The 24,015-nt window shown below is 68.7% G+C and carries 23 protein-coding genes; 15 read left to right on the forward strand and 8 right to left on the reverse strand.

Going from position 1 to position 24,015, the window contains the following annotated elements; genetic code table 11:
* Window positions 1-8: 8 nt before the first annotated feature.
* A complete protein-coding gene (idi, locus tag ABZ463_RS32655) occupies window positions 9-596 on the forward strand; it encodes an isopentenyl-diphosphate Delta-isomerase (protein ID WP_362781978.1) in 588 nt (195 codons plus the stop codon).
* Between the two features lie 82 nt (window positions 597-678).
* Here the strand turns inward: idi and ABZ463_RS32660 are convergent, their stop codons facing one another.
* Entirely contained in the window at window positions 679-1,758 is a 1,080-nt protein-coding gene (locus ABZ463_RS32660) for an inositol-3-phosphate synthase (RefSeq protein ID WP_352013648.1), read from the reverse strand.
* 27 nt (window positions 1,759-1,785) lie between these two features.
* Window positions 1,786-2,454 carry a PadR family transcriptional regulator gene (locus ABZ463_RS32665; protein ID WP_352013649.1) on the reverse strand — a complete coding sequence of 223 codons (669 nt, stop codon included), beginning with the start codon at window positions 2,452-2,454 and terminating at the stop codon, window positions 1,786-1,788.
* Window positions 2,455-3,139: 685 nt separating this feature from the next.
* Here ABZ463_RS32665 and ABZ463_RS32670 point away from each other — a divergent pair.
* From ABZ463_RS32670 to ABZ463_RS32685, 4 genes are all read left to right on the forward strand, one after another.
* On the forward strand, window positions 3,140-5,737 hold the full coding sequence (locus ABZ463_RS32670; RefSeq protein WP_362781982.1) for a transglycosylase domain-containing protein: 2,598 nt from the start codon (window positions 3,140-3,142) through the stop codon (window positions 5,735-5,737).
* 17 nt (window positions 5,738-5,754) lie between these two features.
* On the forward strand, window positions 5,755-7,044 hold the full coding sequence (locus ABZ463_RS32675) for a glycosyltransferase 87 family protein (RefSeq protein WP_362781985.1): 1,290 nt from the start codon (window positions 5,755-5,757) through the stop codon (window positions 7,042-7,044).
* Between the two features lie 10 nt (window positions 7,045-7,054).
* A complete protein-coding gene (locus ABZ463_RS32680; RefSeq protein ID WP_362781987.1) occupies window positions 7,055-7,921 on the forward strand; it encodes a hypothetical protein in 867 nt (288 codons plus the stop codon).
* Between the two features lie 121 nt (window positions 7,922-8,042).
* On the forward strand, window positions 8,043-8,810 hold the full coding sequence (locus ABZ463_RS32685) for a deoxyribonuclease IV (RefSeq protein WP_362781990.1): 768 nt from the start codon (window positions 8,043-8,045) through the stop codon (window positions 8,808-8,810).
* On the opposite strand, the gene ABZ463_RS32690 is transcribed toward ABZ463_RS32685, so the two are convergent.
* A complete protein-coding gene (locus tag ABZ463_RS32690) occupies window positions 8,801-9,109 on the reverse strand; it encodes a hypothetical protein (protein WP_362781993.1) in 309 nt (102 codons plus the stop codon). The two genes, ABZ463_RS32685 and ABZ463_RS32690, sit on opposite strands and share 10 nt — an antisense overlap.
* A gap of 217 nt (window positions 9,110-9,326) precedes the next feature.
* Here ABZ463_RS32690 and rpsF point away from each other — a divergent pair, with 217 nt between their 5' ends.
* The 7 genes from rpsF to ABZ463_RS32725 all read left to right on the forward strand — a co-directional run bounded on the left by rpsF (window position 9,327) and on the right by ABZ463_RS32725 (window position 13,749).
* Window positions 9,327-9,617, forward strand: a complete 291-nt coding sequence (rpsF, locus tag ABZ463_RS32695; RefSeq protein ID WP_068928239.1) for a 30S ribosomal protein S6 — start codon at window positions 9,327-9,329, stop codon at window positions 9,615-9,617.
* A 76-nt stretch (window positions 9,618-9,693) separates the two neighbouring features.
* On the forward strand, window positions 9,694-10,278 hold the full coding sequence (locus ABZ463_RS32700; RefSeq protein WP_352013655.1) for a single-stranded DNA-binding protein: 585 nt from the start codon (window positions 9,694-9,696) through the stop codon (window positions 10,276-10,278).
* 109 nt (window positions 10,279-10,387) lie between these two features.
* Entirely contained in the window at window positions 10,388-10,624 is a 237-nt protein-coding gene (gene rpsR, locus ABZ463_RS32705; protein WP_012895699.1) for a 30S ribosomal protein S18, read from the forward strand.
* A gap of 14 nt (window positions 10,625-10,638) precedes the next feature.
* Window positions 10,639-11,085, forward strand: a complete 447-nt coding sequence (gene rplI, locus ABZ463_RS32710; protein WP_352013656.1) for a 50S ribosomal protein L9 — start codon at window positions 10,639-10,641, stop codon at window positions 11,083-11,085.
* A 167-nt stretch (window positions 11,086-11,252) separates the two neighbouring features.
* Window positions 11,253-12,137 (forward strand): ABC transporter substrate-binding protein, encoded by an 885-nt coding sequence (locus tag ABZ463_RS32715; RefSeq protein WP_362781997.1) that lies wholly within the window; start codon window positions 11,253-11,255, stop codon window positions 12,135-12,137.
* Entirely contained in the window at window positions 12,137-13,000 is an 864-nt protein-coding gene (locus ABZ463_RS32720) for an amino acid ABC transporter permease (protein WP_362781999.1), read from the forward strand. Before ABZ463_RS32715 ends, ABZ463_RS32720 begins: the two co-directional genes overlap by 1 nt.
* Window positions 12,997-13,749 (forward strand): amino acid ABC transporter ATP-binding protein, encoded by a 753-nt coding sequence (locus ABZ463_RS32725; RefSeq protein WP_362782001.1) that lies wholly within the window; start codon window positions 12,997-12,999, stop codon window positions 13,747-13,749. Before ABZ463_RS32720 ends, ABZ463_RS32725 begins: the two co-directional genes overlap by 4 nt.
* A 3-nt stretch (window positions 13,750-13,752) precedes the next feature.
* On the opposite strand, the gene ABZ463_RS32730 is transcribed toward ABZ463_RS32725, so the two are convergent.
* Window positions 13,753-15,174, reverse strand: coding sequence for an amino acid permease (locus tag ABZ463_RS32730; RefSeq protein ID WP_352013660.1), 1,422 nt, complete (start codon window positions 15,172-15,174; stop codon window positions 13,753-13,755).
* Window positions 15,175-15,392: 218 nt separating this feature from the next.
* Complete coding sequence (locus ABZ463_RS32735; RefSeq protein ID WP_352013661.1) at window positions 15,393-16,703, reverse strand: MATE family efflux transporter; 1,311 nt, start codon at window positions 16,701-16,703, stop codon at window positions 15,393-15,395.
* 327 nt (window positions 16,704-17,030) lie between these two features.
* Here ABZ463_RS32735 and ABZ463_RS32740 point away from each other — a divergent pair, with 327 nt between their 5' ends.
* Together ABZ463_RS32740 and ABZ463_RS32745 are read left to right on the forward strand one after the other, a co-directional pair.
* Window positions 17,031-20,333, forward strand: coding sequence for a replicative DNA helicase (locus tag ABZ463_RS32740; protein ID WP_362782006.1), 3,303 nt, complete (start codon window positions 17,031-17,033; stop codon window positions 20,331-20,333).
* Window positions 20,334-20,472: 139 nt separating this feature from the next.
* A complete protein-coding gene (locus ABZ463_RS32745) occupies window positions 20,473-21,048 on the forward strand; it encodes a YdeI/OmpD-associated family protein (RefSeq protein WP_352013663.1) in 576 nt (191 codons plus the stop codon).
* A gap of 3 nt (window positions 21,049-21,051) precedes the next feature.
* Here the strand turns inward: ABZ463_RS32745 and ABZ463_RS32750 are convergent, their stop codons facing one another.
* Together ABZ463_RS32750 and ABZ463_RS32755 are read right to left on the reverse strand one after the other, a co-directional pair.
* Complete coding sequence (locus ABZ463_RS32750) at window positions 21,052-21,789, reverse strand: phosphodiesterase (protein ID WP_352013664.1); 738 nt, start codon at window positions 21,787-21,789, stop codon at window positions 21,052-21,054.
* A gap of 19 nt (window positions 21,790-21,808) precedes the next feature.
* A complete protein-coding gene (locus ABZ463_RS32755; protein ID WP_362782009.1) occupies window positions 21,809-22,744 on the reverse strand; it encodes an NADP-dependent oxidoreductase in 936 nt (311 codons plus the stop codon).
* Between the two features lie 99 nt (window positions 22,745-22,843).
* Between ABZ463_RS32755 and ABZ463_RS32760 the strand changes: the two genes are divergently transcribed.
* Entirely contained in the window at window positions 22,844-23,248 is a 405-nt protein-coding gene (locus tag ABZ463_RS32760; protein WP_352013666.1) for a helix-turn-helix domain-containing protein, read from the forward strand.
* On the opposite strand, the gene ABZ463_RS32765 is transcribed toward ABZ463_RS32760, so the two are convergent.
* A complete protein-coding gene (locus ABZ463_RS32765) occupies window positions 23,237-24,001 on the reverse strand; it encodes an SDR family oxidoreductase (protein ID WP_362782013.1) in 765 nt (254 codons plus the stop codon). The genes ABZ463_RS32760 and ABZ463_RS32765 overlap by 12 nt on opposite strands.
* Window positions 24,002-24,015: the final 14 nt, after the last annotated feature.

The following is a 24,015-nucleotide window of genomic DNA, read 5'->3' on the forward strand; positions in this document are numbered from 1 at the left end:
TCGGTCGGGTGACAGCTGATGAACACGTCGTGCTCGTCGACCCTGAGGGAAACGCGATCGGCACGGCGCCCAAGGCGACGGTGCACGGTTCCGACACGCCTCTGCACCTCGCCTTCTCCAGCTACGTGTTCGACGGCCTGAGACGGGTGCTGCTCACCCGCAGGGCGTCGCACAAGATCACCTGGCCGGGGGTGTGGACGAACAGCTGCTGCGGGCACCCGCTGCCCGGCGAACCGCTGTCCGGCGCGGTGCTGCGCAGGCTCTCCCACGAGCTCGGTCTGTCCGTCACCGGTGTCGACCTGGTGGTGCCGGACTTCTCCTACCGCGCGGTCATGGACAGCGGGATCGTCGAGCGGGAGCTGTGCCCGGTCTACCGGGCCGTGGTCGACGCCGAGGCCGTCCCCAACCCCGAGGAGGTCGGGGAGACGCGCTGGATGCCGTGGCGGGAGTTCGCAGCCGGGGTGCTCAACGGTGACCTCGCGGTCTCCCCCTGGTGCCGCGAGCAGGTGCCCCACCTGGTGAAGCTCGGCGACGACCCGCTCGGCTGGCCGGTCGCCGACCCGGCGGAGCTGCCGCCCGCCGCCCGTCCCGCCTGACGGCTCGACCCGCTCGCCCGGCCGTACGGCGAGGCCCTCCGCCCGGACCGGGTGGAGGGCCTTGTCATCGGCGGGATGGGCTTCAGCGCTCGACCTCGCCACGGATGAACTTCTCCACGTACTCCCTGGCCTCGTCGTCGGAGTACTGCTCCGGCGGGGACTTCATGAAGTAGGAGGAGGCCGACAGGATGGGCCCGGCGATGCCCCGGTCAAGAGCGATCTTGGCCGCGCGGACCGCGTCGATGATGATGCCGGCGGAGTTGGGGGAGTCCCAGACCTCCAGCTTGTACTCCAGGTTCAGCGGGGTGTCGCCGAAGGACCTGCCCTCAAGGCGGACGTAGGCCCACTTGCGGTCGTCGAGCCACGGCACGTGGTCGGACGGGCCGATGTGCACGTCGGCCTTGCCCATCTCGTGCGGGATCTGCGAGGTGACCGACTGGGTCTTGGAGATCTTCTTGGACTGCAGGCGCTTGCGCTCCAGCATGTTCATGAAGTCCATGTTCCCGCCGAAGTTCAGCTGGTAGGTGCGCAGCAGCTCGACGCCGCGGTCCTCGAACAGCTTGGCCATCACCCGGTGCGTGATGGTGGCGCCGACCTGCGACTTGATGTCGTCGCCGACGATCGGCACACCGGCCTCGGTGAACTTCTCCGCCCACACGGGGTCGGAGGCGATGAAGACGGGGAGCGCGTTGACGAAGGCGACCTTGGCGTCGATGGCGCACTGGGCGTAGAAACGGTCGGCCTCCTCGGAACCGACCGGCAGGTAGGAGACGAGGACGTCGACCTTGTTGTCCTTCAGGACCTGCACGACGTCCACCGGGGCCTCGTCGGACTCCTCGATCATGTCGCGGTAGAACTCGCCGAGACCGTCGAAGGTGTGACCGCGCAGCACGGTGACGCCGAGCGGCGGCACGTCGCAGATCTTGATGGTGTTGTTCTCCGAGGCGACGATCGCCTCGGAGAGGTCGCGCCCGACCTTCTTCGCGTCCACGTCGAAGGCGGCGACGAACTCGACGTCGCCGACGTGGTAGTCACCGAACTTGACGTGCATCAGGCCCGGCACCCGGCTACCCGGGTCGGCGTCCCTGTAGTAATGCACGCCCTGCACGAGCGACGAGGCGCAGTTGCCTACACCGACAATGGCTACGCGCACCGAACCCATGGCACTCGCTCCCCTTGTTCTTAATGGTCAATTGTCTTCCGAGGCGGGGTGCCGCCCCCTGTTATCCGTGCCGGGCGCGGGCGCCCGGGAGGTCCCTTCCTGTGTGGAGCGTCGCTCCTGTTCGGACGCGGAACTCCGTCGCTCCGTGGCGATCAGCTCATTCAACCAGCGCACTTCGCGTTCGACCGACTCCAGACCGTGACGCTGGAGCTCTAGCGTGTAGCTGTCCAGCCGCTCCCGGGTCCTGGCCAGAGCCGTACGGACACCGTCGAGCCGCTCTTCGAGCCTGCTGCGGCGGCCTTCGAGAATCCGCAGCCGCACCTCTGTCTCGGTGTGCCTGAAGAAGGCGAAGTGGACGCCGAAGCTCTCGTCCTCCCAGGCGGAGGGACCGGCCTGGGTGAGCAGCTCCTGGAGGCGCTCCTTCCCCTCCGTCGTCAGCTTGTAGACGATCTTGGAGCGTCTGCCGGTGAGCGTGATGGGGCTCTCGGCGGTGGGCACGTCCGAGTCGTCGTCCTCGACGATGAGCCCGTCGGTCAGGAGCTGACGAAGGCAGGGATAGAGCGAGCCGTAGGAGAACGCGCGAAACATCCCGAGGAGAGAGTTGAGCCGTTTGCGCAGCTCATAACCGTGGAGCGGGGTCTCGTGCAGCGACCCGAGCACGGCGAGCTCTAGCACGCCGCCACGTCCGCCGGCCACGGGAAACCACCACCTCTCGCGTCGATGTATCGAGCCGATACATCCTGAGGATACGTCGGGCCAACATATCTCTGCAATTAACGACTTTCCCAAGAGGTTGGGCGCAAACAGTAAAAAGCCGTAGTCTGGCGCTTATGTGGTCACAGCGAGCGGCAGCGGGCTTGCCCCCCGGCATGGCCAAGACCACTTCCCAATGTGGGAAATTCCACGCTCGGATGGGGGTGGTCTGCCATCGTGGTCCGTGGAACCAGCTGACGGCCTCACCCGTCCTCGGGAACGGAGATCCGCCCCAAAGGGGCGGCTACCAGTGAGCCAAGGCGCTGAGAAAGATCGCGTTCACGCGGTAATCTCACCCGCCTGCACGCCGTCGTAGACCCCGATGACCGAACGAGGACGCGTGAGTTACAGCAACAGCCATGACCCGGAGCCGTACGGGCGCTCTCAAGCCCCTGACGCGTCTCGCCAGGGACGGCGCCGTCGCTCAGGCACGGGAGCCGCTTCCTCCGCGGTTCCCCCGCCACCGCTTCCCCAAACCGGAGACGCCGGTCAGGCGACCCAGGTTTACCCCCAGCCGAACTTCCAGGGACGGCCGCCTTACGGTGCCCCTGGTCCTGGGCAGGGCGGGCAGGAAGCGCCCCCGCTCGGTGGGCGCAGGGCGGAGGCCGCCTTCGAGGACACCCAGGCCATGCTGGCCGCCCAGGCCGGAGGCTCGTCGCCCACGGCCCACACGGCCGTGCACCAGTCCCCCATGCCGCAGGCCGCCCCGCAGGCGGGACCCGGCGCGCGGGCGGCCATGGACGACCAGGCCACCCAGATCGGCTCGCCCATGCAGGCGGCGGGACCGGCCACACAGATGAGCACGGGCGCCTCAGGAGGCCCGGTGGCCCCCGGCGGACGCAGGCGCGCGCGCCGCGGCTCCGCGGCGCGGGCCGACTTCCAGGGACAGGGCCGCGCCGAGCAGCTCGACGGTCCTGGCGGCGGTGGCCCCATGGGTCCCGGCGGAGGTGGTGGTCCCGGCGGCCCCGGCGGCCCCGGCGGCCCTGACGACGAGGACGGTCGCAAGCCGCGGCGCACGGGCTGGAAGCGCTTCGTGCCGAGCTGGAAGATCGTGGTCGCTGGCTTCACCATCTTCGCCGCGGGCATCTTCGGCATGATCGCCGTCGCCTACGCCAACACGCCGGTGCCCAAGACCACACAGGCGGAGGCGGACGACGAGGGCAGCGTCATCTACTACAGCGACAAGACCGTGCTCGCCCGTCTCGGCGTCAAGCGGACGATCGTCTCGATCGACAAGGTGCCCGAGCACGTCAAGGACGCGGTGATCGCCGCGGAGAACCGCAGCTTCCGCGAGGACAGCGGCATCGACCTCAGGGGCATGGCCCGGTCGGTGTGGAGCACGCTCAGCGGCACCCAGGTCCAGGGCGCCTCGACGATCACCCAGCAGATGGCCCGTAACTACTACGACGGGCTCAGCCAGGAGGTCTCGATCCAGCGGAAGATCAAGGAGATCTTCGTCGCGATCAAGATCAACAAAGAGCTGCCAAAGGACAAGATCCTTGAGCAGTACCTCAACACCATCTACTTCGGCCGCGGAGCCAAGGGCATCCAGGCCGCGGCCAAGGCGTTCTTCAACAAGAACGTCGACGAGCTGACCCCGGAGATGGGCGCCTACCTCGCGGGCCGCATCCAGAACCCCGACGCCTTCGACCGCGCGGAGATAGCCAAGAACCTGGCACCGACCCAGGAGCGCTACACCTACGTGATCAAGGGCATGGCCGAGATGTTCCCCGACAAGTACGGCTCGCTGCCCACCAAGACCCCCACGGCTCCCAAGCGGGTCACCTACGCGAACAAGGACTACTACAAGGGCATCAACGGTTACATGATCACCGAGGTGCTCAAGGAGCTCAACCGCCGGGGGATCAGCGAGGAGGACGTCAAGCGGGAGGGCTACAAGATCTACTCGACGTTCGACAAGAAGCTGATGCTCGCGGCGAAGAAGGCCGTCCAGGAGAACACCTCGGGCCTGTCCCCCGAGATCCACACCGGTCTGGCGGCCGTCGATCCCCGCAACGGGCGGGTGCTCGCCTTCTACGGCGGACCCAGCTTCACCAAGACCGAGTGGAACGACGCGTTCATGTCGCAGAAGCAGGCGGCCTCGGCGTTCAAGCCCTACGTGCTGGCCGCCTGGCTTGAGGCGGGCAACAGCCTCAACAGCTACCTGTCGGGCAAGAGTCCGATCAAGGCGCCGGGCACCAACCCGATCAAGAACTCCCACGACATCCCCGGCGGCTCGGTGAACGTCACCAGGGCCACCGCCGAGTCCGTCAACACCGCCTTCGTGCAGATGGGCGAGGAGGTCGGCCTCGACAAGGTCATCGCCATCGCCTCCGGCGCGGGCATCAACGAGGAGCGGCTCAAGGAGGCGGAACAGCGTCACGCCTTCGCCATCACGATCGGTTCGGGCCAGGTCACCCCGGTCGAGCAGGCCGGTGGCTACTCGATCTTCGCCAACGCCGGCAAGCACTACGACAACCACGTCGTGATCAAGGTTCTCGACCGTGACAAGGTGACGGTGCTCAAGGAGAACGACCAGCCGACCCAGGTCATCAGCCCCGACAGCGCCGCCGACGCCGTCGCCGCGCTCCAGCAGGTGATCAAGGATCCCAGGGGTACCGGCCGCGCCGCCGCCCTGTCCGACCGGCCGGTCGCGGGCAAGACCGGAACCAACGACGAGAACAAGGAAGCCTGGTTCGTCGGGTTCACCCCGCAGCTGTCCACCGCGGTCGGCATGTACCGCCAGCAGAAGAAGACCAACGCCGAGATCTCGCTGGGCGACATCCAGGGCGCGACCTACCCCACCCGCGTGTGGCACGCCTTCATGCAGGAGGCCATGCGCGGCAAGGAGGTCATGCAGTTCCCGCCGCCCGCCAACGTCGGTACGGACAAGAACCTCGCGCCCAAGCCCGAACCCTCGCCGACGCCGACCGCGACCGAGAACCCCGACGACGGCGACGGTGGTTACGGCGACTACGACGGTGACGGGAACGGCGACCAGGGCGGTGACCAGTGTCAGCCCGGGGACATCTCCTGCGACTCGTCGCTGGACGACAACGGCACCGGGACCGGTCAGCGCGAAGACCCTGACGGCACCGGCGACGGCACCGGCGACGGGATAGGCGACGGCACGGGAGACGGAACCGGCGACGGCATCGGGCTCGACTCGGGAGCCGCGCCGGGTGCGGCCGTACCTGATCCAAAACCGACAGGACAACACCATTGATGAAGAGCGCCCAGACAATGCCTGTCGCGCTGCCCTCCTTAGGCGCGCGAGTCACCCCCTACATCCCCCTGGCCCTCTTCGGGGCCCTGGGGGCGGTGCTCTCCTTCCTGTGGAAGTGGCCCTGCCGGTTCGGCGGGGCCTGGAACGACGGAACCCTGCAGTTCACGAACTTCTGTTACACCGACATCTATCCGCTGTGGTGGAACGAGAAGCTCAGCGAGGGCAAGATCCCCTACTTCGACTACCCGGTCGAGTACCCCGTCGGCATCGGCGGGATCATGGAGATCTTCCGTAGGATCGCCTCCTCCATGGCTGATCCCGCGGTCGCCTTCTACGACCTGACCGTGATCCTCATGGCCCTGTGCCTGATCGTCGGCGTGGTGCTCATGGCCGCGCTCGCCGGTCCCACCCGGCGCTGGGACGCGCTCTGGTACGCCCTGGCCCCCTCGCTGATCCTCACCGCCTACATCAACTGGGACCTGGCGGCCGGCGCCCTCGCCCTGGCCGCGATGCTCGCCTGGTCGAAGCAGCGGCAGTGGCTCGCGGGCGTCATGCTCGGGCTGGCCATCGCCACGAAGTTCTACCCGGTGATGTTCCTCGGCCCGCTGTTCCTGCTGACGGCGCGCACCGGGAAGTGGAAGCCGTTCCTGCAGACCGTCGGCGGCGTCGCGGCCTCCTGGCTCGTGGTCAACGTCCCGGTCATGCTCGCCGCCTTCCCCGGCTGGAGCAAGTTCTACGTCTTCAGCCAGGAGCGGCGCGCCGACTGGGGCTCCATCTGGTACTTCTTCGGCAACAAGCAGTGGCCGTTCCTGGGCGATCCGGAACGGCTCGACATGCTGGGCATCGTCTCGCTCGGCGCCTGCTGCCTGGCGATCGCCGTGCTCGCGGTGACGGCCAAGACGCGGCCCCGGCTGATGCAGCTGTGCTTCCTCACCCTGGCCGCCTTCATGATCACCAACAAGGTGTGGTCGCCGCAGTACGTCCTGTGGCTGATCCCCTTCGCCGTCCTGGCCAGGCCGAACTGGAAGCCGATCGCCCTGTGGCAGATCGCCGAGTGCTGGTACTTCTTCGCGATCTGGCTCTACCTCCTGACCCAGAGGCCGGAGAGCGCGGCCCTCGGCATCACCGACGACACCTACTTCACCGCCGTGTGGGGCCGGGTGATCACCATCCTGATCATGATGGGCTTCGTGGTGCGCGACATCCTCAGGCCGGACAAGGACGTGCTCAGGCAGGACGGGATCGACGACCGGTCGGGCGGGGTCTTCGACGGAGCCCCCGACAAGTTCAGGCTCGCCCTCTCCTGAGACACAACCGTTGACCCTGTTCGCCGCGCCCCTGTTCACGACCGACTGGTCGCTGACGGGGGCGCTCGTCTCGGTGGCGGCCTGCGCGGTGGCCGTGGTGGCGCTGGCCAAGCTGGCAGACACCGAGACGGCCGAGCCTGAGGGGCGGCGCCCCGGTGGCCGGCGGGCGGCCGTGGCGCTGCTGCTCTGGCCGACGTCGGTGTTCCTGGTGGCGGGCTACGACGAGTCGTTGTTCCTGGCCCTGGCGATCCCCGCCTGGCTGGCCGCGCGCCGGGGCCGCTGGCCACTGGCCGCCGCCCTGGCCGCGGGCGCGTCATGCGTACGGATCACCGGGCTGTTCCTCGCCCTCGCCCTGATCGTCGAGTTCTTCGGCTCCGGCACCCCGGTACGGCGGGCGGGATGGCTGGCGCTGCCGTTCGCGCCGTTGCTGCTGCGCTCCGGCTGGCAGCGGCTCAACGGCGGAGACTGGCTGACCTGGGGGCAGGCGCAGGAGGCGGGCTGGGGCCGGTGGTTCGTGTGGCCCTGGGAGTCGCTGGCCTCGATCTGGCGCTCCGCCCTCGCCGAGGAACGCTCCGCGTTGCTGTTCCAGATGGAACTCGCCGGGGCGGTCTTCGCGGTCGGGCTGGTGCTGCTGTTGCTGTTCCTGCGGCGCTGGAGCGAACTCGTCTACATGGGGCTCCAGGCGGGAGTTCTGATCTGTTCGGCCTCCTACCTGGCGATTCCGCGCGCCGTACTGCTGTGGTGGCCCGTCTTCGTGCTCGTGGCCAGGGCCGGCGCCCGGGGACGCTGGTGGGTGCTCGTCGTCTACGCGCTGCTGACGACCCCCCTGATGCTGCTCAACGCGCTGACCTATCTGGAGAGTGTCAGGGCGGGGTGATCATCCCTACCCACTTCCGGCGAAAAGTAATCCAGAAAAGTTATCCACAGGCTGGGGATTACCATCCCTTGTCGTGGACGGAGCCCCCGTACGGCTTGCCGAAACGGCTACGCTCGAACACATGCCGCTAATCGGAGCTCATGTCGACCAGGACGATCCACTGACCCACGCCAGGGCGCGCGGCGCGGAGGTGGCGCAGTTCTTCCTCGGAGACCCGCAGGGCTGGAAGGCCCCCGTCATCGGGGACAAGACACGGGACATCAAGGACTCCGACGTCGCCGCCTACGTCCACGCCCCCTACGTCATCAACGTGGCCACCTCGAACAACCGGATCCGCATCCCCAGCAGGAAGCTGCTCAGCTCCCATCTGGCGGCGGCGGCCGAGGTCGGTGCCAAGGGCCTCATCGTGCACGGCGGCCACGTCAACGCGGGCGACGACCCCCAGAAGGGCTTCGACAACTGGCGCAAGGTGTTCGAACGCCTTGAGGAGCACGAGGTCCCGGTGCTCATCGAGAACACCGCGGGCGGCGGCAACGCCATGGCGCGGAAACTGGAGAGCATCGCCCGGCTGTGGGAGGCCCTCGACGGCTTCGACGTCGGATTCTGCCTGGACACCTGCCATGCCTGGGCCGGAGGCATCGACCTGGAGCAGGCGGTCGAGCAGATCATGGCCATCACCGGCCGGATCGACCTGATCCACTGCAACGACTCCCGCGACGCCGCGGGCTCGGGCGCGGACCGGCACGCCAACCTCGGCGCGGGCCAGATCGACACCGACCTCATCCTCGCCGCCTGCCGGAAGGCCAACGCCCCCATCGTGGTCGAAACCCCCGGCGACGGCCAGGCGGAGGACATCGCCCTGCTGAGAAAAGAGCTGGCTCAGGGGTAGAAGCCGCCGTGGTAGATGCCGAAGGCGACGCCTACGAAGGAGGCCACGATGCCCACGATGTTGAGGGCGCGTTCCGGGGTCGTCGCCGAGACGTACTGGGAGTAGAGGCCGCCGACGAACCCAACCACGCCAAGCCAGCAGGCGACCGCGTGCGCGGCGGGGAAGAACCCGGCGACGAAGGCGATCAGACCGCAGGCGATGGTGACGACGCTCAGGACGTTCTGCACGGGATGCCGCTGACCGTCGTTGTCCAGTATTCGGGAGATCGGGTTTCCAGATAGACGAGGCGCGTCGGGCATGGTTCCACCTCCCCTTTCCTCTGCTAGAGGAGTGCCCGCGTCCTGACGGCCCAACCATTGACAGCCTGGTAGGCTGGCACGGCTACGTCGCATGGGTGTGTCATCGCCACCCTCCGCCATGGGCGCCGAAATGGGCGTCCGCGGTGAAGACGTCAGCGTCCTCCTGTCACGACACGGTGTCGTGACCGCAAAAGTCCAGAGGAGGTTGGAAGCCAGCATGCGTCGTTACGAAGTGATGGTCATCCTCGACCCTTCGCTCGATGAGCGCACCGTGGCCCCTTCCCTCGACCAGTTCCTCAGTGTCGTCCGCAACGACGGCGGCACCGTGGAGAAGGTCGACGTGTGGGGTCGTCGCAGGCTCTCCTACGACATCGCCAAGAAGCCCGAGGGCATCTACGCCGTCATCGACCTGACCGCCGAGCCCGCGACGGTCAAGGAGCTCGACCGGCAGATGAACCTCAACGAGGGCATCCTCCGCACCAAGGTCCTGCGTCCGGACGTGCACTAACCCCGACTTTTGTCGGGAGGCAGCCGTACTCTGAGCCGATAGACCGCGAAAGGCCGCAGGAAGGGCAACGCTAGCCATGGCAGCAGGCGACACCACGATCACCATCGTCGGCAACCTCGTCGACGACCCCGAGCTGCGTTTCACCCCTACGGGGCAAGCCGTGGCCCGGTTCCGCATCGCGTCCACTCCGAGGTTCCTGGACAAGCAGACCAACGAGTGGAAGGACGGCGAAGGCCTGTTCCTGACCTGCAACGTGTGGCGGCAGGCGGCGGAGAACGTCGCCGAGAGCCTGCAGCGCGGCATGCGGGTCATCGTTCAGGGACGGCTGCGCCAGCGGTCCTATGAGACCAAGGAAGGCGAGAAGCGCACGGTCTACGAGGTCGAGGTCGACGAGGTCGGCCCGTCCTTGAGGAACGCGACCGCCAAGGTCAACAAGACCGCCCGTCAGGGCGGTGGCGGTGGCTTCGGCGGCGGTCCCGCCAACGACCCGTGGGCCTCGGCCGCGCCCGCTCCCCAGGGGGGCGGCAACTACGGCGGCGGCGGCAACTACGGCGGCCAGCAGTCGGGTGGCGGCTTCGGCGGCGGTCAGCCGTCGGGCGGCAACTACGGCGGCGGCAACAACTTCGGTGGCGGCGACTTCAGCGACGAACCGCCCTTCTAGGTCCATCCACGGCCGTCCTCCGGGACGGCCGGGACCGCACTGAGAAAACCAGTCCATATCCGCAGCGACCATTCCCGCCGCACGGCGGGGCTCTGAAAGGAGCACCACGATGGCCAAGCCGGCACTGCGCAAGCCTAAGAAGAAGGTTTGCCTGTTCTGCCACGACAAGATCTCCTACGTCGACTACAAGGACACGGCGCTGCTTCGGAAGTTCATCTCCGACCGCGGCAAGATCCGTGCCCGCCGGGTGACGGGCAACTGCACCCAGCACCAGCGTGACGTGGCGACCGCTATCAAGAACGCTCGTGAGATGGCGCTCCTGCCGTACATGAGCACCGCGCGCTAAGGAGGTCCGGACAGATGAAGCTCATTCTCACCAGTGAGGTCACCGGCCTCGGCGCCCCCGGCGACATCGTCGAGGTCAAGAACGGCTACGGCCGTAACTACCTGCTCCCCCGTGGCTTCGCGATCCTGTGGACCCGCGGTGGCGAGAAGCAGATCGCCTCGATCAAGAAGGCGCGCGACGCCCGCGAGATCCGCGACCTGGGCACCGCCCAGGAGGTCGCCGGTCAGCTCAAGTCCCTCAAGGTGGTGCTGAAGACGAAGGCGGGCGAGTCCGGCCGTCTCTTCGGTTCGATCACCACGAGTGACGTCGCCGAGGCCGTCAAGGCCGCCGGCGGCCCGGTGCTCGACCGCCGTCGCATCGAGATCGCCTCCGCGATCAAGAGCCTCGGCTCCCACCGGGTCAGCGTCAAGCTGCACCCGGAGGTCTCCGCAGCTCTCGACGTCGAGGTCGTCGCGGCCTGAGGCCACGCCGACACCGTACGAGATCGTCGGTGACAGGGCTCCCTTCCCGCTGGAAGGGGGCCCTCGTCCGTTTGGGAGGCGCTATTCCCGACCGATGGGGCTGGTTAACTTACCGTTACCGACAATACGTACAATTCGGGAGTTGTCGTTTCCCCTGGAGGTCCTCCATGCTTCGCCCCTCGATGCTGCTCGCACTCGGCGCCCTCGCCGCCACCGCGGTCGCCTGTGCGCCCGCGTCGGATTCGACGACCGGCACGGGCGCCGACGCCGGCAAGGCCGACGCGTCCGCACCCGCCACCTCCTGCGCCAAGGACCAGCTCGCCCTGAAGACGCCGGGCAAGCTGACCGTCGGCACCGACAAGCCGGCCTACGAGCCGTGGTTCAAGGACGACGACCCGTCCAACGGCAAGGGCTTCGAGAGCGCCGTCGTCTACGCGATCGCCAAGGAGCTCGGCTTCCAGAGCGGTGAGGTCGCCTGGTCGACGGTGAAGTTCGACTCGGCCTTCGCCCCCGGCGCCAAGCAGTTCGACTTCGACCTCAACCAGGTCTCCGTCACCCCCGACCGGGCCAAGGTCGTCGACTTCAGCGACGGCTACTACACGGTCAAGCAGGCCGTCGTCGCGCTGGCCGGTTCGAAGACGGCCGCCGCCACGGACCTGGCGGCCCTGAAGACCGCCAAGATCGGTGTGCAGGTCGGGACGACCTCGCTGCAGGCGGTCAAGGACGTCATCCAGCCCTCCGCCGAGCCGAACGTCTACAACGAGCAGATCGACGTGGTGAACGCGCTGAAGAACAAGCAGGTCGACGCCGTGGTCGTGGACCTGCCGACCGCCTTCTACGTGACCGCGGCCCAGGTCGAGAACTCCAAGCTGGTCGGCCAGTTCGGCGCCGCCTCCGGCACGCCCGAGGTCTTCGGCGCGGTCTTCGAGAAGGGCAGCCCGCTGGTGCGCTGCGTCAACGAGGCGATCGGCAGGCTGTCCGGCTCCGGTGAACTGGCCAAGATCGAGCAGGAGTGGCTCGGCTCGGCGGCGGGCGCTCCGGAGCTGAAGTAGTGACCGTCCCACCCTCGCCGGACGCCTCGGGCTGGGTGAAGAGCGCCCGGCAGGTGGAGCGCGAACGCCTGCTCAGGCGGCGTTCGGTCCGCTCGGGGTCGATCGCGACCGTCTCGACGCTCCTGGTGGTCGTCCTGCTGGTCTGGGGCGTCACCGCCTCGCCCGGCTGGGTGCGGGTCAGGGAGACGTTCTTCGACCCCGAGCAGTTCGTCAGGGCCTTCCCCGACGTGCTGAGCGGCTTCCTGCTCAACGTCAAGATCTTCCTGATCGCCGAGCCGCTGGTGCTGCTCGTCGGTCTGGCGGTCGCGCTGGTCCGCGGCCTCAGGTCGCCGGTGTTCTTCCCGTTGCGCGCCCTCGCGGTCGCCTACACCGACGTCTTCCGCGGCGTGCCGACCATCCTGGTCATCTACCTCGTCGGCTTCGGCCTGCCCGCCCTCGGTCTGCAGGGCATGCCGACGGACCTGGCGACGCTGGGCGTCATCGCGCTCACGCTGTCCTACGGCGCCTACGTCGCGGAGGTCTTCAGGGCGGGCATCGACTCCGTCCACCCCAGTCAGATCGCCGCGGCCAGGTCGCTCGGGCTGGGACACGGCGGCACCATGCGGCACGTCGTGCTGCCGCAGGCCGTACGGCGGGTGGTGCCGCCGCTGCTCAACGACTTCGTCTCGCTGCAGAAGGACACCGCGCTCGTCGCCACGATCGGTCCGCTCGAAGCGCTGCGCCAGGCCCAGATCCACGCCGCGAGCACGTTCAACTACACCCCCTACCTGGTCGGGGCGTTGCTGTTCATCCTGCTGACCATTCCGCTCGCCCGTCTCACCGACTATCTGGCGGCCAGGTCCCAGCGGCGGAGGGGCCAGTGAAGGACACGAATCTGCTGACCGTCGAGGGCCTGTGGAAGAGCTACCACGGCCACGCCGTACTGCGGGGCATCGACCTTGAGGTACGGCCTCACGAGGTGGTCTGCCTGGTCGGCGCCTCGGGGTCGGGCAAGTCCACGCTGCTGCGCTGCGTGAGCCTGCTGGACACCGTGGACGACGGCGCCATCCACCTCGACGGCAGGGACATCACCGACGTCCGCGCCGACCCGGACGCGGTGCGCAAGCGCATGGGCGTGGTCTTCCAGGCCTTCAACCTCTTCCCGCACATGACCGTGCTCGACAACATCACGCTCGCCCCCCGCAAGGTGCACGGCGTCGGCAGACGGCAGGCCGAGGAGCAGGCCCGTGAGCTGCTGGAGAGGTTCGGCCTGGCGGACAAGGCGGGGGCCTACCCCGACAGGCTCTCCGGGGGTCAGCAGCAGCGGGTGGCCATCGTCAGGGCGCTGGCCGTCAAGCCGCTGCTGATGCTGCTCGACGAGGTGACCTCCGCGCTCGATCCCGCGCTGGTCGCGGAGGTCCTTGAGGTCGTCAGGGAGCTCAAGGCGAGCGGGATGACCATGATCCTGACGACCCACGAGATGGGTTTCTGCCGGGAGATCGCCGACACCGTCTGCTTCCTCGACGGCGGCGTGCTGCTGGAGAAGGCGCCTCCCGAGGAGTTCTTCACCGACCCCAAGGAGCCGAGGACCAGGCGGTTCCTGCGCAGTGTGCTCGACGCCCGTCGCATCTGAGCCTCAGCGTCTGTGCCGTCCCCGCAGGCCGGAGCCGGCGGGGCCGCTCCCGTTCCCGGCGAGCACGCTGTTGTGCCTGCCGTACAGGAGGTAGACGAGCAGGCCGACGGCCATCCAGGCGGCGAAGTACAGCCAGGTGACGATCTGGAGGTTGACCAGCAGCCACAGGCAGGCGGCGATCGAGGCGACCGGCACGAAGGGGGAGAACGGCACGCGGAAGCCCCTGGGCAGGTCGGGCATGGTCCGCCGCATCCTGAGGACTCCCGCGGCCACGGCCACGAAGACGAACAGGGTGCCGATCACGACCAGCGGTTCGAGCGTGAGCACCGGCACGAACTCGGCCATGAGGATCGCCACGACGCCGATGAGCAGCGTCACCCGGGTCGGGCTGCGGTAACGCCGGTCGACCCTGGCCAGTGAGCGGGGGAAAAGGCCGTCCCTGGCCATGGAGAACATGACGCGGGTCAGGCCGACGAGCAGCACCAGGACGACCGTGGTGAGGCCCAGGACCGCGCCGAGGTTGATGACGTGCACCATGAAGCCCTCACCCGCCGCGCGGAAGGCGTTGGCGAGCGGCGCCTCGGTGTCGATCCTGTCGTAGGAGATCATGCCGACCATCACCAGCGCGACCGCGATGTAGACGACCGTGGTGACGATCAGGCTGCGGATGATGCCCTTGGGCACCGACAGGGGGGCGTCCTCGGCCTCCTCGGCGGCGGTGGCCACGACGTCGAAGCCGATGTAGGCGAAGGTGATGACCGCCGAGGCGGCGAAGATGCCGAACCAGCCGAACGCGCCCGGCTGGCCGAACAGCAGGCCGAGCAGCGGTGAGTGCAGGGCGTCGACGGACGGCCCGGCGGGGGCCGGGGGAACCGGGATGGCCGACAGGTTGCGCTGGTCGAAGTGGGTGACGCCGACCACGATGACGGCGCCGATGGCCAGCAGCTTGGCGGCGACGATGACGCGCAGGGCCCGCAGGCCGATCCTGGTGCCCAGTGTGATCACGACCGTCATCAGCACCAGGATGAACAGTGTGAACAGGTCGAACCCCTCGGAGCGGCCGACGAACGAGGCTAGGGGTTCGGGGAAACGCACTCCGAGGTCGGTGAGCAGCTGGGCGGCGTACAGCGACCAGACGCGGGAGACGCCCGCGCCGGCCAGCAGCAGTTCGAGCACCAGGGCCCAGCCGACCGCCCAGGCCCAGACCTCGCCGAAGATGACGTAGGTGAAGGTGTAGGCGCTGCCCGAGGTGGGCAGCGCCGAGGATAACTCGGCGAAGCAGAAGGCGACGAGCAGGCTGGTGATACCGGCGATCATGAACGAGAGGACGACGCCGGGGCCCGCCATGGTGGCCGCTTGGCGTCCGGCGAGGCTGAAGATGCCCGCACCGATCATGACGCCGACGCCCATGACCACGAGGTCCATGGGGCCGTACGCCCTGGGCAGGCCATGGCGCGCGCCGCCGGTCCATCGGTTTGTCGCTTCACTGGGGGGTAGGCGGCGGACGATCGACGAGGAGTGACCTTCGGGCACGACGTGTCCCAATCATGGAGGGTGGACAACCGTATTGCCGGACTGCTCACAGTGCCGCAGGGGGCGCCGTGGGACAAGAGTCTGCTGGTTACGTGGCGGACACCTCCCGATCACGCACCGATCACCAGCCACGCCCCGCCTCTGGCCCGCAGCCCCAGGGCGAGGAACCGGGCGCCCATCCACACTCCCAGCGCCAGCCACAGCATGACCAGACCGCCTCCCGACAGCACGACCGCCAGCGCGACCGGCAGGTAGGCCAGCGTCGTCCACAGGCCCGCCCAGGCGAGGTAGCGCTGGTCACCGGCGCCGATGAGCACCCCGTCCAGGACGAAGACCACTCCGGCGACCGGCTGCAGGAGCGCCACGACCAGCAGCGGGCCGAGCAGGTGCTCCGTGACCTGGGGGTCGGCGTCGAAGACACCCGGCACGAACGGCCTGGCGGCGAGGACCAGGAGCCCGAGCACCACGCCGGAGCCGAACCCCCACCCGACCATCCTGCGGGTCGCCTGCCGTGTCGCCTCGGCGTCCCCGGCGCCCAGGGCGTGGCCCGTGATGGCCTGCCCGGCGATGGCGATGGCGTCCAGGGCGAAGGCGAGCAGCGTCCAGATCCTGAGGGCGATCGTGTGGGCCTCGATCTGTCCCTCTCCCATGCGGGTGGCCAGCGTGGCCGCCACGGCCAGCACCACCTGCAGGCACGCCGTACGGATGATCAGGGCGACCCCGGCCGTTCCCGCCGACCTGATGCCCGCCAGGTCGGGGCGGATCGGAGCGCCGTACCGACCGAAGACGAGGGCCAGGTAGACGACGGCGCCCAGCGACTGGGCCAGCACCGTGCCCCAGGCGGAGCCCGCCACACCCCAGCCGAGACCGAGGACGAACAGGACGTTGAGCAGCGCGTTCAGCGCGAAGGAGCCGACCGAGACCAGTAACGGGGTCGTGGTGTCCTGCATGCCCCGCAGTACGCCGGTCCCGGCCAGCACCAGCAGCATGGCGGGCACGCCGAGCAGGCTGATCCGCAGGTAGGTCACCGCCTGCAGGGCCATCTCCCCCTCCGCGCCGACCAGGGAGACCAGTGAGGGCGCGAGCGGCCAGACAACGGCGATGATCGCCAGCCCGGCGGCCGCGGCCAGCCAGAGGCCGTCGCCGCCGTGCCGTACGGCCCGCGCGGTGTTGCCCGCGCCGACCTGACGGGCCACCGCGGCCGTCGTGCCGTAGGCGAGGAAGACGCACAAGGAGACCAGCGCGCCGAGCACCGTGCTCGCCACGCCGACGGCGCCGAGCGCGGGCGCGGGCAGGTGGCCGACGATGACGGTGTCGGTCAGCAGGAACAGGGGTTCGGCCACCAACGCTCCGAAGGCGGGGACCGCCAGACGCAGGATCTGCCTGTCATGGTCGCGGCCCGTCCGGGAGGTAAGCGGCATAGCTGCATTGTGTCTCTTACCGCCGAGGAGGCCGTCGGCGGGACCAACGGGACAGCCGGGGAGGCTCACGGCGTGTCGCCGCAACTTTCTTTTCTCCACAGGCAGTGGATTAAGTTTTCCCAGCTCAGCAAGGCCTTGTGGACAAACCCCACTGGTTATCCACAGGACTTTCCCCAGGCTGCCCACATGTCTGGCCGAGAACTGCACACCTTATCCACACCCCTGTCGACAGGCCGCGTTGCCACGTCGTCCGGGGGACGCGAGACTGTCAGACCGGTCGGCTAAACCTTAAGATGGCGAAACCATGTTCGAATGAGGGGGTGCGAGGTGAGCATCGCGGAGCCACCTGTCTTCGAGCCTGGATTCGAGCGCACCCCGCCGAACAACATCGAGGCCGAACAGTCCGTCCTCGGCGGCATGCTCCTGTCCAAGGACGCCATCGCCGACGTCGTCGAGATCCTCAAGTCCGACGACTTCTACCGCCCCGCCCACCAGCTCATCTACGACATCATCACCGACCTGTACGGTAGGGGCGACCCGGCCGACGCCGTCACCATCTTCGGTGAGCTGCAGAAACGCGGCGAGGTCGCCCGCGTCGGCGGCGCCGCCTACCTCCACACGCTGACCTCCGTCGTGCCGACCGCCGCCAACGCGGGCTACTACGCGCGCATCGTCCGCGAACAGGCCATCCTCAGACGCCTCATCGAGGCGGGCACCCGCATCGTCTCCTTCGGGTACGGCGGGCAGGACGAGGAGGTCGACGACCTCGTCGACCGCGCCCAGGCCGAGATCTACAAGGTCACCGAACGCCGCACCTCCGAGGACTACGTCCCCCTCGCCGAGATCATGCCGGGTGCCCTCGACGAGCTTGAGGCCATCGGCGGCAGAAGCGGCCAGATGGTCGGCGTCCCCACCGGCTTCCAGGACCTCGACGGCCTCACCAACGGCCTCCACCCCGGCCAGATGATCGTCGTGGCCGCCCGGCCCGCCATCGGCAAGGCGCTCGCCCTCGACACCCCCCTGCCGACGCCGGACGGCTGGACCACCATGGGCGAGGTCGGCCGGGGCGACCACCTCATCGGCGCGGACGGCAGGCCGACCCGGGTCGTCGCCGTGACCGACGTGCTGCACGGACGACCCTGCTACGAGGTCGAGTTCGACGACGGCACGGTGATCGTCGCCGACGCCCTGCACCAGTGGCGGACGGTCCACGCCGTGGTGACGACCGAGGAGATCGCCCGCACGCTCCGCGCCGAGGACGGCGGGCCCGCCCACGCGGTCGCGGTCGCGGCGCCGTTCGACCTTCCCGAGCGCGACCTGCCGGTGCCGCCGTACGAACTCGGGGGCGGGCGTATCCCCCCTGCCTACCTGCGGGCATCCCTGGAGCAGCGCCGCGAGCTGCTCAAGGTCCTGGCGGGCGGCGATGAGCGGGTCCGGATCCCCGCGACGGAGGGACCGCTCGCCGAGGACGTCCTCGAACTGGCCCTGAGCCTCGGCCACCGGGCGACCATGAGCGGGTCCGTGATCGACCATGTGATCGACCTCGCCACCGAGCCGGTGCGGCACGTCGTGGACGTCAGGGCGGTGCCCTCGGTGCCGGTCAGGTGCGTCGAGGTGGACAACGCCGACCACACCTACCTCGCGGGAAGGGCCTGCGTGCCCACCCACAACAGCACGCTCGGGCTGGACTTCGCCAGGTCCGCCGCGATCAGGCACGGCATGACCACCGTCGTGTTCTCGCTGGAGATGTCGCGCAACGAGATCACGATGCGTCTGCTGTCCGCAGAGGCCAAGGTGTCGCTGCAGTCGATGCGCTCGGGCACGATGACCGACGACGACTGGGCCAAACTGGCCAGGCGGATGGGCGAGGTGGCCGAGGCGCCGCTGTTCATCGACGACTCGCCCAACATGTCGATGATGGAGATCCGGGCCAAGTGCCGCCGCCTCAAACAGCGCAACGACCTGCGCTTCGTCATCATCGACTACCTGCAGCTGATGTCCTCGCCGAAGAAGACGGAGAGCCGTCAGAACGAGGTCTCGGAGATCTCCCGATCGATCAAGCTCCTCGCCAAGGAGCTTGAGGTCCCGGTCATCGCGATCTCCCAGCTGAACCGTGGTCCGGAACAGAGAACCGACAAACGCCCCATGGTCAGCGACCTTCGCGAATCCGGATGCCTGACCGCGGACACCAGGGTTCTCCGTGCCGACACCGGAGCCGAGGTCTCCCTCGGCGAACTGCTGGAACGCGACGAGCGAGACATTCCCGTCTGGTCGCTGGACGAACGACTCCGCCTCGTGCCGCGCACGATGACCCACGTGTTTCCCAGTGGGGTGAAGGAGGTTTTCCTGCTCCGCATGAAGTCGGGGCGTGAGATCAGGGCTACGGCCAACCACCCCTTCATGACCTATGATGGCTGGCTCCCGCTGGACCGGCTCGGCGAGGGGACACGGCTGGCCGTACCCCGGCATGTGCCCGCTCCCCGGCAGCTCAAAGAGTGGCCGCAGGAGAGGGTCGTGCTCCTGGCTCACATGATCGGCGACGGGTCGTTCGTCAGGTCTCAGCCGATTCGCTACGCCAGCAAAGACGAGGCGTGTCTGACGGCCGTGACCGAGGCGGCCACGCACTTCGGTGTTACGGCGGTCCGGGATGACTACGAGGCGGCCAGGGTGACCACCCTGCGGTTGCCCGCCCCCTATCGGCTGACCCACGGCAAGCGCAACCCGATCGCCGCCTGGCTGGACACTCTCGGCCTCTTCGGACTGCGCAGCCACGAGAAGTATGTTCCCGACGAGGTCTTCTCACTGGCCCGGTCTCAGACCGCCCTCTTCCTCAGGCACCTGTGGGCGACCGACGGCTGTGTCTGGTGGGACGAGAAGAACGGCCAGGCACGTGTCTACTACGCATCGACGAGCCGGCGTCTGGTGGACGACGTCGCCAGGCTCCTGCTGCGTTTCAACGTGATGACACGGATCAAGCAGGTCCGCAAGGGAAACCACCGTCCGGGCTACCAGTTGCACGTCTACGGTGCGGAGAACCAGCTCCGCTTCCTCGACGACATCGGCGTCCACGGTGAACGGGCCGACCAGGCCGCGCGCTGCGTCGCGGCATTGCGTGAGGTCACGGGTAACACGAACCTCGACACGATTCCTCGTGAGGTCTGGGATCGTGTCAAGGACGTGCTGGCGGACAAGCGGATGACCCATCGGGAGTTCTCCTCCGAGCTCGGCACGCAGTTCTGCGGTAGCGCCCTGTGGAAGCGCGCTCCCAGTCGGGAGCGTCTGGGCAGGGTCGCCATGATCCTGGACGACGCCGAACTTGAGATGCTCGCGACCAACGACGTCTTCTGGGACGAAGTGCTGTCGATCGAAAGCCAGGGGGAGGAACCTGTCTACGACGCCACGGTCCTCGGTACCCACAACTTTGTGGCGAACGGCATCAGCGTCCACAACTCCATCGAGCAAGATGCGGACATGGTCATCCTTCTGCACCGGGAGGACGCCTACGAGCGGGAGTCGCCCCGGGCGGGTGAGGCCGACCTGATCGTGGCCAAGCACCGTAACGGTCCGACCGCCACGGTCACCGTGGCCTTCCAGGGGCATTACAGCCGTTTCGTCGACATGGCGCACTGAGACGCCCGGTCCGTTGTGGACGGGAGGGGCAGGGCCGTTCCCGGGCCGGTACGTGCCCCTCGCCGGGGCCGTCCCACGGCCCTGCCGTACCCGGTTTGCGGTGGTTTCGGAGGCGGCTCCCGCGTGGTTGACTGGCGCGATGAGTGATGATCCGGAGAGTCTCTTCTTCCCTTCCGCTGAGGCGTTCGAGGAATGGCTGGCCGCCAACCACGCCTCCTCGTCAGGGCTCTGGCTCAGGGTCGCCAGGAAGGTGCCGGGGGTCGAGTCGCTGGACTACCCCCAGGCACTCGACGTGGCGCTGTGCTACGGCTGGATCGACGGGCAGAAGAAGGGCTTCGACACCACGTACTGGTTGCAGCGGTTCACCCCGCGCAGGCCGCGGAGCAGGTGGTCGAAGGTCAACCGCGACAAGGTCGCCGCACTGCTCGAACAGGGCAGGATGCAGCCCGCGGGCCTGCTGGAGGTCGAGCGCGCGAAGGAGGACGGCCGCTGGGAGGCGGCCTACGAAGGGTCGCGGACCGCGACCGTCCCCGAGGACCTGGAGCTCGCCCTGGCCGGCAACCCCGCCGCGCGGGAGTTCTTCGCGACGCTGGACAGCCGTAACCGCTACGCGGTCCTTTACCGTGTCCAGGAGGCCAAGAAGCCGGAGACCAGGGCACGCCGCATCGAGCGGTACGTCACGATGCTCGCCGAGCACAAGAAGATCTACCCCTGAGCCCTACAGGATCGGCCGGACGTGGGTGGTGAGGCGGTCGCCGTCCAGGACGTGCAGGGCGATCTGCGGAGGCAGGGAGAGGTCGAACGAGCGGCGTTCCGCGGTCTCCGTGGGCAGGAGCAGGGTGTTGATCACACCGGGGGCGACCAGCAGGGGACGACCGGCGAACCAGGTGCTCGCGGGGGTGTGTGCGTGCCCGGCCAGGACGGCGACCACCTGGGGGTGACGGCTCAGGACGGCTTCGAGCCGCTCGGGTTCGCGCAGCCGGATGTCGTCCACGTACGGGATGCCCAGCGGGACGGCCGGGTGGTGCATGCCCACGAGGGCCGGGACGTCGGGCGACTCGGCGAGCACCCCGTCGAGCCAGGCGAGGGTCTCCTCCGTCAGCAGGCCGTCGTGCCGTCCGGGAACGCTGGAGTCGCACAGGGCGACGACGAGGCCGTCGAGCCGCAGGACCTGGTTGACGGGGTCGTCGCCGTCCTGGTCGAGGAGGACCTTGCGGAAGGCGGCCCGGGAGTCGTGGTTGCCAGGGCAGATCACGGTCGGGTGGCGTGAGGTGAGCGCCCGCCTGGCGATCTCGTACTCCTCCACCGTGCCGTGGTCGGCGATGTCCCCGGTCACGATGACGGCGTCGAGCGGACCGGGCAGACCGTCCAGGTGACGCATGACGGCTCGGGTCCGTTCGACGCTGCGGGGGGAGTCATCGATGTGGATGTCGCTCACGTGGGCCAGTGTCAGCATCGTCCAAGATTGACATGCGTCAGGGGAGCAGGACGAGACGCCCCCTGAGGCCGCCCCGGCTGAGCCGTTCGTGGGCCTTCGCGGCGTCGTCGAGGGGGAGGGTGTCGGCGACCCTGAGGCTCAGCCGTCCCTCACCCGCCAGTCCGGCGAGCTCGGCGAGCCGTGCGCCGTCGGCGCGGACCCAGACGTTGGACACCCTGGTGCCGCGCAGCGGGCGGGGGACCGCGCCGTCGAGGACGGCCACGAAGGAGCCGCCGCCGCGCACGGCGGTGAGCGCAGCCGTACCGACCACGGCGGCGTCGACGGCGCCGTCGACCCCTCCGGGCACGAGTTTCCTCACGGCCGCGCCGAGTTCGGCACCGCGCGGCACGAAGAACTCGGCGCCGAGACGGCGGACGAGGTCCTCGTCCTCCTGGCCCGCGACGGCGACGACCCGCAGTCCGCGCAGTACGGCCAGCTCCACGGCGTGGCCACCGACCGCCCCCGCGGCGCCGGTGACCAGAACGCTCTGGCCTTCGGACAGTTCCAGCAGGTCGAGGGCCTGGTCGGCGGTGAGGGAGTTGAGCGGGAGCGTGGCCGCCTGTACGGCCGTGACGCCGTCGGGGATGAGGGCCAGGGCGTCGGCGTCCAGCACGACCTGTTCCGCGTAGGCGCCCAGGGGAAGGTCGAGCCGGTCGACCAGACCCACGACCCGGTCGCCGGGGGCGAACCCGGTGACGCCCGTGCCGACCTCCTCGACCACCCCGGCCAGGTCCCAGCCGATCCCGTGCACGTCGCGCCGGTCGGCGAGCCCGATTTCGACGAGGACTCCCGCCCTGGTCGCCACGTCGACGGGGTTGACGCCCGCCGCCTCGACCCGGACCCGGACCTGTCCCACGCCCGTCTCGGGGACGGGGACCTCCTCGATCCCAAGCACTTCCGGTCCGCCGAACGAACGAACGACCACAGCGCGCATCATCGCCTCCTCAGGGTTTCGATGAAGCGAACCTATGGAGTGTTACTCTCCATAAGGAAGTACGCACCCGGAAGTGCGTACCGCACCGGAAGGGGCGCCATGACCACCCGTACGGCGGCGCAGCGGCGGCAGGAGGCGAAGGTGGCCTACGACGCCTTCCTGGCCACCTGCCCGGCCAGGCAACTGCTCGACGCGATCAGCGACAAGTGGGTCAGCCTGGTCCTGAACGCGCTGTCCGGCGGACCGAGGCGCTACAGCGACCTGGACAGGATCATCGCCGGCGTCAGCCAGAAGATGCTCACCCAGACCCTTCGGAGCCTGGAGCGCGACGGCCTGGTCGAAAGGACGGTCACCCCCTCGGTCCCGGTGCGGGTCGACTACGCCCTCACCGATCTCGGCCGTGACCTCCAGGTCCTCATGCTGGCCATCAAGTCGTGGGCGGAGGGCAACATCGAGCAGGTCCGCGATGCCAGGGAGGCCTACGACGCGCGATCAGGCGGTTGAACCGCCGTCGGCGACGATGTCGGCTCCGACCACGTACCCCGCGTCGGCCGAGGCCAGCCACAGGACCGTGCCGGTCGCCTCGTCGAGGGAGCCGACGCGACCCGCGGGAACCTGGCCCTTCACACGCTCGGCCCGGTCGGCCTCAGTCTCGCCGGGCCGCATGGACATCGACGTGTCGTGACTGCCGGGGCTGAAGGCGTTGATCCGCACGCCCTGGCCGATGTACTCCAGCGCGGCGGTGCGGGTCAGCGCGGTCACCGCGGCCTTGGAGGCGGCGTAGGCGCCGAACCCGGGCAGGCGCTTGTGCGCGCCGATCTGCGAGCTGAAGTTGACGATCACTCCGCCGCCCCCGGCGACCATGGCCGGGATCTCGTGCTTCATCGACAGGAAGACGCCGGTCAGATTGACGTCGAGCACCCGGGCGAAGTCATCCTCCGGCTGGTCGGCGACCTTGCCCGTGGCCAGCACCCCGGCGTTGTTGACCGCGACGTCCAGCCTGCCGTACCGGCCGACGATCTCGCCGACCAGCGCGGCGACGGAGGCCGAGTCGGTGACGTCCGCGGTCAGCGCGGCGATCCGGCCACCGTCGGTGTCGGCGTCGGCGTCGGCCAGCTTCACGGTCTGCTCAAGGGCCTCGCGTCCACGGCCGGAGACCACCACCTGGGCGCCCTCTCTGGCGAAGCCGAGGGCGACGGCCCTGCCGATGCCCGACCCGCCCCCGGTGACCAGGACGACCTTGTCGTGGAACCTCATGTCCCCTCCATATT

This window comes from Streptosporangium sp. NPDC020145 (assembly GCF_040631275.1).
Classification (GTDB): domain Bacteria; phylum Actinomycetota; class Actinomycetes; order Streptosporangiales; family Streptosporangiaceae; genus Streptosporangium.